Consider the following 17,062-nt stretch of genomic DNA (forward strand, 5'->3'; position numbering starts at 1 on the left):
GCCCCGCAGCCCCGCAGCCCCGCAGCCCCGAGCAGCTTAAAACGCGAGACTCGGACCCAAGCCACATAGGCCCGGATCCGAGTCCCGAAATCAGAGGTCAGCTCAAGCTACGCGCGGCTTGCACGTCGCCGCGATACGAGCACACCACCCGCAGCGATAGCCGCGAAGGCAACGCCAGCAACACCGAGCGACTCAGCGCCTGTGCGCGGGAGCGCCGAAGCGCCCGTACCGCGCGCACCGGTCGAACCGGAAACCCTCTCGCTTCCATCGCCCGCCGACGCTGGAACATCCGAGCCCTCACCATCGGCGGGGGTACCGTCGGAATCGCCCACGCCCGGGTCTTCCTCACCGGCCGAGCCTCCCGCGCCTTCCGAATCATCCGCCGGGGTGTCCTCGGAACCGTTGCCGGTACCCGGCGCTATACCACCCCGGTCGAACACAAGGGCCACGTAACCGGTCGTCGCGCCAGCCTTGATGGTGTAGACGTAGGTACCGGATTCCGTGTAGTTCGGGATCGTAATGGTGAACGTGGCCTTGCCTGTCTCATTGCCGTCAAGGGTGTTGTCCACCGGGCCGCGACCAACCTCATTGCCCTTGTCGTCGTACATCACCGCTTCGGTCGGCTTGTCTTCGTCGGCCGTCATGGACAGTGAACTCAGGCTCACCTCAACTTTGTCGCCGGCCTTGAACGATTTGGCGGAGGACGTGAAGCCGATTCCGCGCTGGCCCTGATCAACCTTGTAGGGGGAAACCTTCTTTAGCCATGCATTGAACGCATCGAGATCAACCTCGGTCGAGTCGATGCGGTTCTTACCGTCACCGAACACGCTCGAAAGGAGGTACGACGTCGTGGCGACCGTATACGTCGCCTTCGGATCGATCGGTGTGCCATCGAGACGGACGTCCATCACCTTCGATCCCTCGGGGGCCGTGGGATCGTAGGTGTAGGAAAGGTTCCGGCTGAAGCCAGCATTCTTCACGCGGGGCTTGCCGGCATCGTCGGTACCAAACTGCGCCTCGACGAGCCCGATCAGCTGCGCACCGGTGATCTCGACAGTACCCAAAGTGTTGCCGAATGGCTGCACCGTTCCCGACTCGACAACGGTGATCTTGCCGTCCTGGTTCGGATCGAGGTCAGCGCGGGTACCGCCGGCGTTCTGGTAGCCGAGGTCGGCGCCCTGCTTCTGGTCCTTACCCCACGCAAGGAAACCGTCGGCAATCATGTTGACGGCCGTGGACTCGGCACCCGAGGAGCGGGCGGTGAGTGCCTTGCCCTCGATTTCGGCGAGGGTCTTGTTTGTCTTTTCGGCGTAGGCGGCGGCTTTGGAGTAGATGTCCATCGCCTTAGGCTCCGTAGGGGCATCGGGAGTTTGCTCGATGTCGGCAACCTCGCTCATCGACGCCTTCACGCTCACCTTGCCGTCCGCAGCAACGGTGATGTCGAAGCGGCCGAGAAGCTGGCCGAAGTTTGCCGGTTGAATTACGGGAGCCCCGCTCGCCGTTGCGAGCTCAGCCTTGCGGTGGCTGTGGCCACCCACCGCGGCATCAACGTTCTTGCCAACCTTCGCCGCAATGTCAGCATCATCGTGCACGAGGGCGATGACGACGTCGGCTTCGCCGTTGGACTCGTCGCCATCCTTGAGCTGCGCCGCGTACTTGTCGACAGCGGCAACGGGGTCAGTGACCGCTAGCCCCTGGTTCGTGAAGGAGTCCACCGAAATATCCTTCGGCGAGGAAATGGGCGCGGTACCGATGAAACCGACCTTCACGCCTGATTCCGTGTCGATGATCGTGTACGGCGGGATCGCTTCGGGATCGGCCCCGGTGAGGTTCGCTGCGAGGTACGGGAAATTCGATTCCTTGTTCAGGCGCGCACCTGCCGCCATGTCTTCTTTGTACCCCTTGTCGAACTCGTGATTGCCGGCCGAGGACACCTGAAGGCCCATCGCGTTGAGCGCTTCGATGGTAGGTTCGTCCTTCTGGACCGACGAAATGTAGGCGCTACCCCCCACCGAGTCGCCGTTGGACGCGACAATCGTGTCGCCTGGGTTCTCCGCCTTGATCTGTTCAATCTGGTAGGCAACGTTCGGGACTCGTTCTAGATGCCCGTGGAGGTCGGTGAACGTTGCGACGGTAATGGTCTTCGAACCGTCGTCGTTCACGGCCGCGAGCGCGGGCGCTGCCGCGGAAAGGGCAAGGGCGCTGGCTGTGGCCAGGCTCGCGCCCGTCAGCAGGGCACGGCGGGGGAAAAGGCGCATGAATGATCCTCACGGAGATGCGGGCATGGGACAAGGGGAAGCAGCCCAAGGTTACGCCCACAACTTTGCACTTCGGGGTGGACACGGTGACGGCTTGGTGAACGAGTGCAGTTTGCGGGATCTGCAGGGATAAGGGTCCGACGGCTCTCGCGCTTAAGGTCCACGCTTGTCGTCCGTGCCCTTCGATTCTAGACCCAACGTTTGCGGCGGTATGCCGGGCTATTCCGCCACAAACGTAGGGTTTAGATTCCTAGCCTATTCGGAGGCAGCCCCGCAGCCCCAGGCGGCGTACAGGGATCACCTTGATCAGTGCCGTAGCCCATAGCCGATTCCCCGCAACCTCATCCCGTAGGCGCGGCGGAAGGTCCTACCTAGGCACGAGCCTCGACACGAACACCCACCACGTCGCCGGTCGTCCGCGCACTTTCGAGCACCGCCTCGAACATTCGGTTCCAGCGGGGGCGCTCGGGAAGCGTGCGCGCAAAGGTATCGGACGTACCGTCGGACCTCGCCTGCTGAAAAATCAGCGTTCGCGCTTCCCTCTCCGCCCCGGCTTCGCGCCAGAGATCCGAGGCGACCTCGACGATGCGCGGGGCGTACGGGGCGAGCACCGGGGTGAGGGTCGTGCGCAGCTCAATCTCTACCCCGGCGCGTGCAAGTGCGAGGAACGACTCGCGTGAGCGTTCAAAGGCGCGGCTCGCGTTCGGATTCACGCTTCTCAGTCCGACGGTTTCCTCAAACACTTCGGGCGGTGCTTTGAGGTCAAATCCGACCCAATCGACGAGAGGCCCGCCTGGGTCCGAGGAGACGATGTCGTGAATCCGGGACGGAAAGGCACCTCCCGTGTGCAGGCCGGTGCGAAACCCGAGCGCCCGCACCTCTTGAAACGCAGGGGTGATGGCACGCTGGAGCGTCGCCTCTCCCCCGGAAAACACGACACCATCGAGGAGCCCGCGCCTTCTTGCCAAGAGATCCTCGACCTCGCCCCACGTGACCGTGCCCGGAGTTCGGGGGTCGAGGATCGCGTGGTTGTGGCAATAGTTGCACCGCCACGGGCAACCCTGGAGAAAGAGCGTCGCGGTAAGCTTTCCAGGCCAATCCACCGTCGAGAGCGGCACGAGGCCCGCAATTGCGAGATCATGCGGACTCAGGGCTGCGGAATGCTCACTCATGCAGGGACGACGGTTTCCGGGCGAGCGTCGGACGCGCGAAGTTCCCCGTGGCGCTCAGCCGCACCCTCCGTGAAGAACTTTCGCTCTTCGAACTCCCCCTTTTTGCCAATGTTGAACGAGCTTACGGGGCGGTGGTAGCCCATTACGCGTGTCCACACCTCGCAGCTTTCGCCGCACGTGGGACACACGTGGTGTTCGCCCTTGAGGTAGCCGTGGCTCGCACAGATTGAAAACGTCGGCGTGATCGTGAGGTACGGCAAGTGGAAACGCGTCAGGGCCCGCTTGACGAGTTGTTTCGCCGCCTCGGGCGAACTCATCTGTTCATTCATGTACAGGTGCAAAACCGTGCCGCCCGTGTATTTCGTCTGCAGCTCATCTTGCCATTCCAATGCTTCAAATGGATCGTCGGTCGCGCCCACGGGAATTTGCGAGGAGTTCGTGTAGTACGGGTTTTCGGCGGTACCCGCTTGAATGATCTCGGGATAGCGCTCGCGATCCGCTTTCGCGAGGCGATAGGTTGCGCCCTCGGCAGGTGTCGCCTCGAGGTTGTAGAGATTCCCGGTTTCTTCCTGGAATTCGACCATTTTCCCGCGAATATGGTCGAGAATCCGCACGCACATCGCGCGCCCGTCATCCGTCACGAGGTTGTGGGCATCACCCGTAAAGTTCCGCACCATTTCGTTCATGCCATTAACCCCGAGCGTCGAGAAGTGGTTACCGAGGTGGCCCATGTAGCGCTTCGTGTACGGGTAAAGCCCGCGATCGATGAGCTCCTGCACCGTCGCGCGCCGCCTCTCGAGAGTGTCTTTACCCAGGTCAAGGAGGCGATCGAGAGCATCCATGAGCGCGGCTTCATCACCCTTGTGGAGGTAGCCCAGGCGCGCCATATTGATCGTGACCACGCCAATCGAGCCCGTGAGTTCAGCGCTTCCGAAAAGGCCATTGCCGCGTTTGAGGAGCTCTCGAAGATCGAGCTGGAGGCGGCAGCACATCGAGCGAATCTGCCCGGGATCAAGCTCCGAGTTGATGAAGTTTTGGAAGTACGGGAGGCCGTACTTCGCGGTCATCCGGAAAAGACGCTCTGAGTTCGGTGAGTCCCAATCAAAGTCCCGCGTGATGTTGTACGTCGGAATCGGGAAGGTGAACACGCGACCATTCGCGTCCCCCTCCGTCATCACGTCGATGTACGCGCGATTAATCAGGTCCATTTCTTCTTGCAGCTCGCCGTACGTAAAGTCGCACACCTCTGAGCCAATAAGCGGATACTGATCCTTGAGGTCATCCGGGCAGTTCCAATCAAACGTCAAGTTCGTAAACGGGCACTGGCTCCCCCAGCGACTCGGAACGTTCAGGTTATAGATGAGCTCCTGCATGTTCTGCCGCACCTCTTCGTAGCTCATCGCATCGAGCCTCACAAACGGCGCCATGTAGGTATCGAATGAGCTGAACGCTTGCGCACCCGCCCACTCATTTTGCAGCGTCCCGAGGAAGTTCACGATCTGCCCGCAGGCACTGGAAAAATGCTTCGGGGGCGCGGAGGCAATCGCGCCCGGCACACCATTGAAGCCCTCCTGCAAGAGCGTGCGCAGCGACCAGCCCGCACAGTATCCCGTGAGCATGTCGAGGTCATGGATATAGAGATCGCCCTCGCGGTGGGCCTGGCCAGCCTCCGCGCTGAAAACCTCATCGAGCCAGTAGTTCGCGACCAGCTTTCCCGCCGAGTTGAGCACGAGCCCGCCAACGCTGTACCCCTGGTTCGCGTTCGCATTCACGCGCCAATCGGCGCGGCCAAGATAATCACTGATCGTCGAAATCGGGTCTACAAGGGTGCGCTCGGCGTGGTGGCGTGCGGGCATGGTGCGCTCCTATCGCAAATGGGGTGGTGTGCTTCGATGTGCCGATGGGCCCCGCGTGCGGAGCTTTCGGCTGCCCACCTAGATTCACTCGCGAGAGGCACATCTTGTGCCGCGACACGCGGAGGCCACAACATGTAGTGGTTTCGTGACGGTGTGAGCGGCACAGATCGGGACGAACGTCCCGATAGGCGGGCGCCGGGGCTACTCCTAATTAACTGTCGCCAAATTCGCCCCCAACAGCCGCCCCAACCCCCGCCCCGGCAGCCGCCTCCTCTCGGGAAAGTGGTGAAAAACAGCCGCAGATGCCCGGATTCCAGCTCCAGGCGGCCACTTTTCACCACCTTCAAACAAGCAACCACCAACGACCCGACCAACACCCCACCCAAAGCCAACAGCTCCAGCGCCCGCAACACCCACCGTCAGCACCCTCGCAGCACCCCAAACCCCCGATGCCCCTCAACACCCGCAATCCCCACCTTCAGTACAGCCCCTCACCCAGCACCACCCCCACCGGACAAGAAGTGCGTGCGCGCTGACCAACCACTAAACCAGGGCAATATGCCGAGGAATTTTAAATATCCAGAAAAACGCGCGATTAAGAGGATTACTGGCAATAGATATCGACGAGGGCTACCCACCTTCAGTCTCACTGTGCAGTTTCAAAGGTGTCGCATCACTGAAACGCCGGCGTCCAACCACCTGCCAACAAGGCGCGCGCCACACTGTGTCCTTAGTCACGATGTCACACACACCACCATCGGACCCTAAAAGCCAAAACTGCAGGCCGTAACACTGGGAGCGCACCCGCCACAAAAGGATCTAGATCACTATTTGGACGAAGTTGAACGAGAGCGCGCAGCGTTGCACAGAAACCGACCCCGCGCAAATCGCAGACGCACTCGACGTAAACATCCCGTTACAACAACAAACGAAGGGACTTAACTCCCTAGAAATGCGCGCGGGGATGGGTGTAGCTTCGAGGTGTCGGACAAAGCTGTGCCGACGAGATTTTCTCCAATGCAAGGAAAGTGAAAATGCTCCGCAGGACTATTGGAGTCAGCGCCGCTCTTCTCGGCTCTGACACAACGATCCATCCGATTCCCGGCTACGAACTGACCGCACTCCAGGGCGGCGACCTCGCGAACATCTCCGCGATCATCCTCGACCAGGATGACATCGACGCGGGTAAGGTCGCCGAGATCAACGAATACGGTTTCGGCATTCCCGTTTTCGCCGCCGTTAAGAGCACCAAGGACACCACTAACCTCGAGGGCCTCCACGGCGTTATCGCCCTCGACGAGCTCCAGGGCGACTACTTCGCTCGCCAGATCGCTGCCGCTGCTGACAAGTTCGAGGACGAGGTTCTCCCCCCGTTCTTCGGCGCGCTCACGAAGTACTACAACCGCGGCTTCTCGCCGTTCGACTGCCCCGGCCACCAGGGCGGCCAGTTCTTCCGCCAGCACCCGGCCGGCCGTCGCTTCTTCGACTTCTACGGCGAAGAGCTCTTCCGCACCGACCTTTGTAACGCGGACGTCGCCATGGGTGACCTCCTCATCCACGACGGCCCGCCCGTCCAGGCCACTGAAGCTGCTGCTCGCATCTTCAACGCCGACAACACCTGGTTCATCCTCAACGGCACCTCGTCGTCGAACAAGGTTGCCATCAACGCTGTTGTTGGCCCCGACGATCTCGTGCTGTTCGACCGCAACAACCACAAGTCGAACATCCACGGCGCCCTCGTCATGGCCGGCGGCAAGCCCGTCTACCTCGAGACCGCACGTAACGCGTTCGGCCTCATCGGCGGTATCGACGAGCACTGCTTCGAAGAGGACTACATCCGTGAGCGCCTCGAGAAGGTTGACCCCGAGCGTGCAAAGGCTGAGCGCCCGTTCCGCCTCGCCATCATCCAGCTTGGCACCTACGACGGCACGATCTACAACGCCCGCCAGGTCGTCGACAAGATCGGTCACCTCTGTGACTACATCCTGTTCGACTCCGCATGGGTTGGCTACGAGCAGTGGATCGACATCATGAAGGAAGGCTCGCCGATGCTCCTCGAGCTCGACGAGAACGACCCCGGTATCCTCGTGACCCAGTCGGTGCACAAGCAGCAGGCTGGCTTCTCGCAGGCCTCGCAGATCCACAAGAAGGACTCGCACATCAAGGGCCAGGATCGGTACGTGAACTTTGACCAGTTCAACAACTCGTACATGATGCACGCCTCCACGAGCCCCTACTACCCGCTGTTCGCCTCGCTCGACATCAACGCCAAGATGCACGAGAACGGCGCCGGCGAGAAGCTGTGGGACGAAGCTCTCAAGAACTCCATTGAGGCTCGTAAGCTCATCCTCGGCAACCTCAAGATGCTCAAGCCGTTCGTTCCCACCGAGGTCGACGGCAAGCCTTGGGAGTCGTACGACACCGAGACCATCGCTTCGAACCGTAAGTTCTTCGAGTTCCACCCGGGCGAGCAGTGGCACGGCTTCGACAGCTACGTTGAGGGCCAGTACTTCGTCGACCCGATGAAGCTCCTGCTCACCACGCCGGGCCTCATCAACAAGACCGGTGGCTTCGAGTACGAGGACTTCGGCATCCCGGCGAACATTCTCGCGAACTACCTGCGCACGCAGGGCATCGTTCCCGAGAAGTGCGATCTCAACTCGATCCTGTTCCTCCTCACCCCGGCGGACACGATCCAGAAGTACTCGAACCTCGTCGCTGCGCTCCGCCGCTTCGAAGAGGCTGTTGAGAAGGACGTTCCGCTTCAGGAAGTTCTCCCGGAGATTTACGCTGCGCACGAGGACCGCTACCGCGGTTACACGATCCGCCAGCTCTGCCAGGAGATGCACGACTTCTACAAGAACCGCACGGTTGCTCAGCTCCAGAAGGACATGTTCCGCGAGGAGAACTTCCCGAAGGTCGAAATGACCCCGCAGGAAGCAAACGTCGAGTTCATCCGCGGCAACGTCGACTACCTGCCGATCGAAGAGTGCAAGGGCCGCGTTGCGGCTGAGGGCGCTCTTCCCTACCCCCCGGGTGTCGTCGTGGTTGTCCCCGGTGAGGTCTGGGGCGGCCCGCAGTACGACTACTTCATGGCACTCGAAGAGGGCATCAACCAGCTGCCCGGCTTCGCGCCTGAGCTCCAGGGCGTTCACATGGTGACCGAAGAAGACGGTCGCCAGCGTGCCTACGGGTACGTCATCCGCAACAAGTAAATTCAGCGCAAGGTTCGGGGTGGGAGAGTCCTGCTCTCCCACCCCTCCTTCCTGACTCGATCTAAAGGTCACATCACATGTCACAGACTCCTCAACGCAAGAAGATGGGCGTTGTCCAGCTCACCATCCTCACGATGGTGAACATGATGGGCTCCGGCATCATCATGCTTCCCACGAAGCTCGCCGAAGTCGGCACCGTCTCCATCCTTTCCTGGCTCGTCACCGCGACCGGCGCTACCCTTCTTGCTTACGCCTTCGCTATGGCAGGCCGCTACTCGAAGCGCCCCGGCGGCATGGGCGGCTACGCTGAATACGCCTTCGGTAAGGCCGGCAACTTCACCGCAAACTTCACTTACTTTATTTCGCTCGTGATCGCGAACATCGCGATCGCGATTTCGGCTGTTGGTTACGCACTTTCGTTCATGCAGATCGACAGCTCGAAAATGGCCAATGGCCCCGTGATCGTTGGTCTGCTCACGATCGCAACCCTCTGGCTCGCGACCGTCCTCAACTTCGGTGGTGCCTCGATTACCGGTAAGATCTCGTCCTTCACCATCTGGGGCGTCATCATTCCCGTGTTCTTCATGTGTATCTTCGGTTGGTTCTGGTTCGATGGCAGCCTCTGGGCAGCCTCGTGGAACCCGCACTCGTACAACATGTTCGAGGCCATCAGCATGTCGATCTCGATGACTCTCTGGGCGTTCCTTGGCCTTGAGTCTGCTTCGGCCAACTCGGACGCCGTTGAGAACCCCGAGAAGAACGTTCCCCGCGCGGTTCTCTTCGGTACCATCGGTGCCGCTGTTCTCTACATCGTGTCGACCAACGTCATCGCAGGTATCGTCGACAACGCTGCACTTGCGTCCTCCGACGGCCCGTTCGGCCTCGTGTTCTCGCAGATGTTCAACCCGGTTATCGGCCGCATCGTTCTTGGCCTCATGGTTATCTCCTGCTTCGGTTCGCTGCTCGGTTGGCAGTTCACCATCGCCGAGGTTGCCCGCTCGATGGCTCTCGTGCGCATGCTTCCGAAGTGGTTCACGAAGCTTTCGAAGAACGGCGCCCCGATTCTCGGTATGGTCATCATTACCGCTGTCCAGACGCTTATCACCTTCATGACCATGAGCCCCGAGCTCTCGAAGCAGTTCGAGGTTCTCGTGAACCTCGCGGTGGTCACGAACGTCATGCCGTACATCCTCTCGATGGCTGCACTTGCCGCCATGATGTTCGTCGAGAAGGTTCCCTCGAAGACGCGTCGCACGACCGTCATCGTCGCCTTCATCTCGCTTCTGTACAGCCTCTACGCTCTCTACGCCGCTGGCGCCGAAGCGTTCATCGGTGGCTGCCTCGTGACGTTCTTCGGTTGGGGTCTGTTTGGCCTCATCGTTCCGAACCTCATCAAGCATGGTGAGATGAACGTCGAAGCAGTCGGCTCGGATCCGGAGGCACTTGCCGCCGCTGAAGCCGAGGCTGCTCAGGCCTGATTAGTAGCGAGCTAGCTCAGCTCACTTCTTTCACCGTAAGCGCTCCCGCTCCCCTCCAAGGGGCGGGAGCGCTTCTTTGCGTACAGAGCCACTTGCGATTTGCTTTGCCCGCTCACCGCACCGAGGTGCAGATCTCGTGGCGGCAAGCTGGGCACCCGTGAAACGGAAGGTCTGACGCTTGCTGAGCAACCGTCGGACCCTAACCCCCATCGCCGGCCCTAGCCTATATTTCCCAGGCACCAATAGCCCGGCCCAACAAACACACGAAAGGCGACCGCCCCGGGACGAGTCCCGAAGCGGCCGCCTAACGTTTGCTGCTTACGCTCTCTTATTCCGTAATCGGCTTCACGAGCGGGAACAGGATCGTGTCGCGGATACCGAGGCCGGTGATGGTCTGCAGGACACGGTCGATCCCCATGCCCATGCCGCCTGACGGCGGGAAGCCATACTCCATGGCATCGCAGAAGTCTTCGTCGTAGCGCATAGCGTCTTCGTCACCGCCAGCGGCGAGCTGCGCCTGCTGGACGAAGCGTTCACGCTGGATCACCGGGTCGGCGAGCTCGGAGTAGGCAGTGCCGATCTCCGAACCACGGATGTAGAGATCCCACTTCTCGACGACGCCTTTGCGTTCGCGATGGTCGCGGGTGAGCGGGCTGGTCTCAACGGGGTAGTTCATGACGAACACTGGCGCGTAGAGCTCTTCGTCGGGGATGAGGTGCTCCCAAATTTCCTCGACAAGCTTGCCGTGCCCGAGCTTTTCTTCCTCGACCTCAACCTCGAACTTGCGGGCAAGCTCTCGAAGGTGCTCGACGGAGGTTTCAGGCGTGATTTCCTCGCCGGCATGCGTGGACAGGCTCTCGTACAGGTCGATGCGCTTCCATTCGCCGCCGAGATCGAATTCGGTTCCGTCGGCGAGCGTGACGAGCGTCGAGCCAGTCGCGGCAATCGCAGCGTTCTGGATGATTTCGCGTGCGAGCTCGGCCATGCCGTTGTAGTCAGAGTAGGCCTGATAGCACTCGAGCATCGTGAACTCGGGCGAATGCGTAGAGTCGGCGCCCTCGTTACGGAAGTTGCGGTTAATTTCGAAAACGCGGTCAAGGCCACCCACGACAGCGCGCTTGAGGAATAGCTCGGGGGCGATGCGAAGGAACAGCTCCATGTCGAACGCGTTCATGTGCGTCGAGAAGGGGCGAGCCGAGGCGCCCGAGGGGATGGTCTGCAGCATCGGGGTTTCGGCTTCGAGGAAGTCGTGTCCGTGGAGCGTTTGGCGGATGGACTGCAGGACGCGCATACGAAGACGCGCGATGCGCTGCGCTTCGGGGTTGGTAATGAGGTCGACGTAGCGGCGGCGCACGCGCACCTCTTCGCTCAGATCACCGTGGAGGTTTGGCAGGGGGCGCACTGCCTTGGAGGCCATCTCCCACCGATCAGCAAAGACGGACAGTTCGCCGCGGCGTGAGGTGCCGACGGTGCCGTGGACAAAGAGGTGGTCGCCGATATCGACGAGGGCTCGGAAGTCATTGAAGGCCTCCTCGCCGATTGCCTTGAAGTTCAGCATCGCCTGAAGGCGCGTGTGGTCACCGGCTTGAAGAGCGACGAAGATGAGCTTGCCGGTTTCGCGAATATGGATGACCCTGCCAGCGAGACCGACGACGCGGTCGGTCATCTCACCGGCTTCGAGGCCACCGAATTCCTTGACGACTTCGGGGATTGTGGTTGTGAGCTCAACACCTACGGGATAGGGGGCACGGGCGCCACCCGCGAGCATGTCGGAACGCTTGCGCATCCGAACCGCACGCTGATCCGAGCTGGGCGCTTGCGCCCCGTCCATGTGGCCACCATTCAGTTCAGGCACAACGATCGTTTCCTTTTCACGTGTACTGCGTTTTTAGGGTTAGGTACTTCCGGGGATTTTCACCGGTGATTAGTACTGCGATTTTATCACTCTTGCAGGCGTGAGCGGCTGGTTCACTGCTATCCGAAGGGGGGCGTAAGCAGAGTTTCGTTTTGATCCGACGGTCGTGTGCAGCACGACGTTCCCCACATCCACGGGCCAAGCGGTTGCCCGTCAGATATACTGGATCCATAAACTAAAGATTTAAAGACGGTGTATAGAAATGTCGTGGAGAGCGCGCTGGGCTGCCCTAGCTGTCGTTCTGTTGCCAGTTTTCCTGATCAGTATCGATGTCACGGTTCTGAGCATCTCGCTCCCGGGCATCTCGCAGGATCTCTATCCGTCGGCAAATGAACTTCTGTGGATCGTCGATTCGTACTCGTTTGTGCTCGCGTGCCTGCTCATTGTGATGGGAAAGTTCGGTGACAGTTTCGGGCGGCTTCGTCTTTTGATGTGGGGCTCTGCCCTCTTCGGCGCGGCCTCTGTTTTGTCGGGCTTTAGTACGTCACCGCTCATGCTGATCGTGGGTCGTTCCCTCCAGGGACTCGGTGGCGCGACTCTCATGCCGTCGACGCTCGGTATGATCCGCCACATTTTCCAGAAGCGTTCGGAGAGGCGTCTCGCGCTCGCACTGTGGTCGGCAGCTTTCTCTAGCGGTAGTGCGATTGGCCCGCTTCTCGGCGGCATTTTGCTCGAGGTCGCGAACTGGCGGTACGTGTTCTTTATTAACGTGCCGATCGTGATCGTCTTCGTGATCCTCGCGAAGCTTTACGTTCCCGAATCAGAACTCGAGGAAGCCGAGCGCATCGACCTTTTCTCCCCCGTGCTGCTGATCGCGTCGATCTTTGCGCTGGTGCTGAGCTTCAAGCTTCTCATTGATGATTTCGCGATCTGGCAGGTAGGCCTCTTGGTCGCTGGTGCGGCGGGTCTCGCGCTCTTTTGGCGTCGCCAGTACGTTGTTGCGAACCCAATTCTCGATGTGGATGTGGTCTCGGAGCCGACGTTCCGCTCGGCAACACTCATTAACGGCATCGCGTACTTCATCACGATTGGCACGCTGTTCTTCTTCCCGCAATACCTCATGGTTGTTTCGGGACTTTCGCCGATCGAGGCGGGCCTTTGGGCACTTCCGATGGTTGTGGCGACGATTCTCGGCGCACTCATCTCCCCGGTCTTTGCGCGAAAGTTCCGGTCGAACCAGCTCGTGGCTCTCGGCCTTTTCACGTGCGGTATGGGCTGCCTTTCGGTGCCGCTGCTCGTGACCGTCCACTTCAACCCGTTCTTCTACTTCCTGTGCACGTTCCTCATCGGTCTAGGTATCGGGTTCTCGGAGCCGCTCACGAACGACACGATTCTGTCGTCGGCCCCGGACAAGGAGGCCGGCTCCGTTTCGGCGATTTCCGAAACGGCGTACGAGCTTGGCGGGGCGCTGGGCACTGCGGTTCTTGGTGGCGTGGGGATGCTCGCTTATCGCCTCTCCCTGTCCTCGCGTGAAGCTGGTCTGGGTATTTCGGATCAAGTGCTTGAGGAGGCAAAGCAGACGATCGGTTCGGCGGCGGTACTGGCCGAGCCGGGCAATTCTGCGAATCCGGAAGTGGCCTGGAATCTTGCAAAGGCATCGTTCGTTGATGGGCAGAATGCCGCGATGTATCTCGCTGGCATTGCGGCCTTTGCCGCGACCATTATTGCGTTGCGTGGCATGCGCGCCGAACTGCATTTGAGGCTTCAGGACAAGCTCGGTGCAAAACCCCCGCAAGAGTCCCCTGACCTGCAGTAATGGACTTTTCAACACAGTTTTGGTGCAGGTTTTTGCTCTAGGCTAAGGTCATGGCTTTCGTCGATACTCCCACCCCCGCCGATTACCCCGCTATCGCCCTTATTGCGAGGGATCTTTTGCGCGCCTCTGATCCTTCTGAGGTATTCGACGGCACTGACCTCATCAACACGATTGAGGCGGGACACTCCGCGATGGTGGTTCGCGAATCACGCTGTTCTGGCGAGGAACCGGCACCGGTGGTGGCGTACGCGATGGTGCACGATCACGCTCGGGGTCGCATCGATGCGAAGTGGGCGGTGCGTCGTGGCGATGAGTTCTATATCGCGCATGCCGCGCGCTGCCTGGAGTGGATCGAGAAGCAGGCCCGCATGCTTGGCGAGAAGCGCGGCGAGGAGGGCTTCGTGATCGTCACGGAGGTCGGCCCGGGCGATTGTATCCGCGCGGAGGCTCTCGCTGACGCTGGCTTTGCGAAAGCGCGCACCTGGGTGGTGATGGACCAGGACATCCCCGCGCGTGTGCAAGAAATCAGGGAGCGGGAGTCCGACGCTTCCTTGGCTCCCCGCGTAGCTGCGAATGTTCGCGTTCGCACTCTTGCCGACGTTGAGGATCGCCGCGCTGCCCACGCTGCTCTCGAGCATGCTTTTGAGGATCACTTCAATCACTTCGAGGAGAGCTTCGACGAGTGGTGCGAGCGCACGGATCTGTATGCGCATCACGAGTGGGACCGCGATCTTTTGGCTGAGCTCGTTCCCGCGGATGGTTCGGCACCGATGGTGATCGGCACGCTCATGACGTCGTGGCTTCCCGAGTCGAAGACGGCCCACGTGGAGTATCTCGGCGTGACGCGCGAGGGTCGCGGTAAGGGAGCGGCACACGCGCTGCTCGATGCGTTCTACCTGCTTGCCATGGAACATGGCTTTAGTCGGGGCGAGCTCTTTGTGGACGCCGATTCTCCCACGGGGGCAAACCTCGCCTACGAGAAGATGAATTGGCGCCAGGATTTCCTCAAGGAGACGTGGCACAAGGAAATCACTCTCTAGCCCTCGCACCGCCCCACCTTTAGCCGCGGCAACCCCCTCACCCCGCGGCCCCCCTTTATCCCTCCCCTCCACTCCCCTCACCCCGCCCCACCCCTCACCCCGCGACCGTCTTCTTCCCTGCGGAAGTGGTGAAAAACAGCGTCAGAGGCCCAGATATCAACGTGAGGTGGTGATTTTTCACCACCTTCGAAAAGAGACGACGGTAGCCCAGGGACCCGGAGCCAAGGAAAGTCAACTACTAGGCTCCCCAATGCGCTGGTCGGGGAAGCTCCCCCTGGGCATGGCAAAGGGCCCGCTCCCCAAAGGAGCGAGCCCTTTACTACCGCGGGATCACTCCCACTCGATCGTGCCCGGCGGCTTGCTCGTCACATCGAGGGTGACGCGGTTAATGCCATCAACCTCGTTCGTGATGCGCGTCGAGATCTTCGACAGAACATCGTAGGGAACCTTCGCCCAGTCGGCGGTCATTGCGTCGTCCGACGTCACCGGTCGAAGAACGATGGGGTGGCCGTAGGTGCGGTGATCGCCCTGCACGCCAACGGAGCGCACGTCGGCGAGGAGCACGACGGGGCACTGCCAAATGTCGCGGTCGAGACCAGCGAGGGTGAGCTCTTCGCGCGCGATAGCGTCGGCGGCGCGAAGCGTGTCGAGTCGCTCCTTCGTGATCTCGCCGATGATGCGAATGCCGAGGCCCGGGCCGGGGAACGGCTGGCGCCACACGATTTCGTCGGGCAGGCCGAGCTGGGTGCCGACGGTGCGCACTTCATCCTTGAAAAGCTGGCGAAGCGGCTCCACAAGTTCGAAGGTCAAATCGTCGGGAAGCCCACCGACGTTGTGGTGGCTCTTGATGTTGGAGGTGCCATCGCCGCCGCCCGACTCCACAACATCGGGATAGAGCGTGCCCTGCACGAGGAAGGCTTTGCGGCGAGCCTGGTCGCCGTCAACAACACCCTGCTCACGCAGGATGTCTTCCTGCGCCTGCTCGAATACACGGATGAACTCACGGCCGATGATCTTGCGTTTTTGCTCGGGGTCGGTGACGCCCGCGAGCGCGGTGAGGAAGCGCTCTTCGGCGTCAACCACGACGAGTTTCGCGCCGCCCGTTGAACCGCTGAAGGCGCGCTCAATTTCTTCGGATTCGCGAAGGCGCATGAGGCCGTGGTTGACGTACACGCACGTGAGGCGATCGCCGATCGCACGCTGCACGAGGGCCGCGGCAACGGCGGAGTCGACGCCGCCGCTCAGGGCGCAGATGGCGGTGCCGTCTTCACCGATCTGGGCGCGGATCAGCTCGACCTGTTCGTCGATGACGTTGGACATCGTCCATTCGGGCTTGATGCCGGCGCCGCGGTAGAGGAAGTTCTCGAGGATTTCTTGGCCGCGCTCGGAGTGCTTGACTTCGGGGTGCCACTGGACGCCGAAGATGCGCCGTTCGCGATTCTCGAATGCGGCAACGGGCGAGCCCGCCGAAACGGCGATCACGTCGAAGCCTTCGGGGGCTTCGTGAACGCTGTCGCCGTGGCTCATCCACACGTTCTGGTGGAGATCCTGGCCCGCGAGCAGAACGGAATCGCCCTGAATTTCAGTGAGCAGGGTCGCGCCGTACTCGCGCGTGCCCGTAGGGGCTACCGTGCCGCCAAGGGCCTGCGCGATCGCCTGGAAGCCGTAGCACAGACCGAGTACCGGAATACCCGCCTCGAGGAGCGCGGGGTCGAGCTTCGGAGCGCCGTCGGCATACACGGAGCTGGGACCGCCGGAGAGGATGAGCGCTTTGGGGTTCTTCGCGAGGATTTCGCTCGCGCTCATCGAGTTTGGGACGACCTCGGAGTAAATGTTCGCTTCGCGGACCCGGCGCGCGATGAGCTGCGCGTATTGCGCACCAAAATCGACGACGAGGACCGGATCTTGCTGGGTGCTGAGCTGGTTGTCGTTCATCACGCTCTCCATCCTAATGCGCGTACTACTGGTCCGCCGCATCGCCGAGCGTGGGGCGCTCGGCGAGATCGCGCTCGACTTTGGCGTGGGTCCAGCGCTCGCCGAAGAAGCTCAGCACGGGGATCACGCCGAAGAACATGAGCAGGAGCATCCGCTCGAGGCCCCAGCGCATCTTGCTCCACAGGTCGAAGGCGAGCACGACGTAAATCATGTAGATGAGGCCGTGGATGGGGCTCCACGTCTTTGAAATCGTCGCCCACAGATCGCTCTGGCCCCCGTACACGAGGTAGCGCATGATCATGATCGCGACGAGCACGAGCAGGGCGATACCTTCCACGATCGAGGCGACCCGGAAGCGGGCCATCGACGTGCGGATTTGAGTGTCATTGAGCGGCTTGCGAGCCACGGGGCCTCCTTGCGGCATGGTTGGGGCGGTG

10 protein-coding genes are annotated in these 17,062 nt (G+C 61.1%); 4 read left to right on the forward strand and 6 right to left on the reverse strand.

Features of this window, described 5'->3' with window-relative positions; translation table 11 throughout:
- Nucleotides 1–107: 107 nt before the first annotated feature.
- The 3 genes from HMPREF3157_RS03305 to HMPREF3157_RS03315 all read right to left on the reverse strand — a co-directional run bounded on the left by HMPREF3157_RS03305 (nt 108) and on the right by HMPREF3157_RS03315 (nt 5,286).
- Nucleotides 108–2,258 (reverse strand): bifunctional metallophosphatase/5'-nucleotidase, encoded by a 2,151-nt coding sequence (locus HMPREF3157_RS03305; RefSeq protein ID WP_070435498.1) that lies wholly within the window; start codon nt 2,256–2,258, stop codon nt 108–110.
- Between the two features lie 371 nt (nt 2,259–2,629).
- On the reverse strand, nt 2,630–3,430 hold the full coding sequence (locus HMPREF3157_RS03310) for an anaerobic ribonucleoside-triphosphate reductase activating protein (RefSeq protein WP_070435499.1): 801 nt from the start codon (nt 3,428–3,430) through the stop codon (nt 2,630–2,632).
- Entirely contained in the window at nt 3,427–5,286 is a 1,860-nt protein-coding gene (locus HMPREF3157_RS03315; protein ID WP_070435500.1) for a ribonucleoside triphosphate reductase, read from the reverse strand. Before HMPREF3157_RS03315 ends, HMPREF3157_RS03310 begins: the two co-directional genes overlap by 4 nt.
- 1,034 nt (nt 5,287–6,320) lie before the next feature.
- On the opposite strand from HMPREF3157_RS03315, the gene speC reads away from it, so the two are divergent.
- Complete coding sequence (gene speC, locus HMPREF3157_RS03320) at nt 6,321–8,501, forward strand: ornithine decarboxylase (RefSeq protein WP_070435501.1); 2,181 nt, start codon at nt 6,321–6,323, stop codon at nt 8,499–8,501.
- 77 nt (nt 8,502–8,578) lie between these two features.
- Nucleotides 8,579–9,979, forward strand: a complete 1,401-nt coding sequence (potE, locus tag HMPREF3157_RS03325; protein WP_070435502.1) for a putrescine-ornithine antiporter — start codon at nt 8,579–8,581, stop codon at nt 9,977–9,979.
- 328 nt (nt 9,980–10,307) lie between these two features.
- Here potE and lysS read toward each other — a convergent pair whose 3' ends face one another.
- A complete protein-coding gene (gene lysS / locus HMPREF3157_RS03330; RefSeq protein ID WP_070435503.1) occupies nt 10,308–11,810 on the reverse strand; it encodes a lysine--tRNA ligase in 1,503 nt (500 codons plus the stop codon).
- A 286-nt stretch (nt 11,811–12,096) separates the two neighbouring features.
- On the opposite strand from lysS, the gene HMPREF3157_RS03335 reads away from it, so the two are divergent.
- The gene (locus HMPREF3157_RS03335) at nt 12,097–13,650 is read left to right on the forward strand and encodes an MFS transporter (protein WP_070435504.1); all 1,554 of its coding nucleotides are present in this window, start codon (nt 12,097–12,099) and stop codon (nt 13,648–13,650) included.
- 50 nt (nt 13,651–13,700) lie between these two features.
- On the forward strand, nt 13,701–14,690 hold the full coding sequence (locus tag HMPREF3157_RS03340; RefSeq protein ID WP_070435505.1) for a GNAT family N-acetyltransferase: 990 nt from the start codon (nt 13,701–13,703) through the stop codon (nt 14,688–14,690).
- Between the two features lie 330 nt (nt 14,691–15,020).
- Here HMPREF3157_RS03340 and guaA read toward each other — a convergent pair whose 3' ends face one another.
- Nucleotides 15,021–16,625, reverse strand: a complete 1,605-nt coding sequence (gene guaA, locus HMPREF3157_RS03345; protein ID WP_141740608.1) for a glutamine-hydrolyzing GMP synthase — start codon at nt 16,623–16,625, stop codon at nt 15,021–15,023.
- A gap of 25 nt (nt 16,626–16,650) precedes the next feature.
- A complete protein-coding gene (locus HMPREF3157_RS03350) occupies nt 16,651–17,031 on the reverse strand; it encodes a DUF3817 domain-containing protein (protein ID WP_016663906.1) in 381 nt (126 codons plus the stop codon).
- Between the last annotated feature and the right edge of the window lie 31 nt (nt 17,032–17,062).

The organism is Dermabacter sp. HMSC06F07 (genome assembly GCF_001807345.1).
GTDB lineage: Bacteria > Actinomycetota > Actinomycetes > Actinomycetales > Dermabacteraceae > Dermabacter > Dermabacter hominis.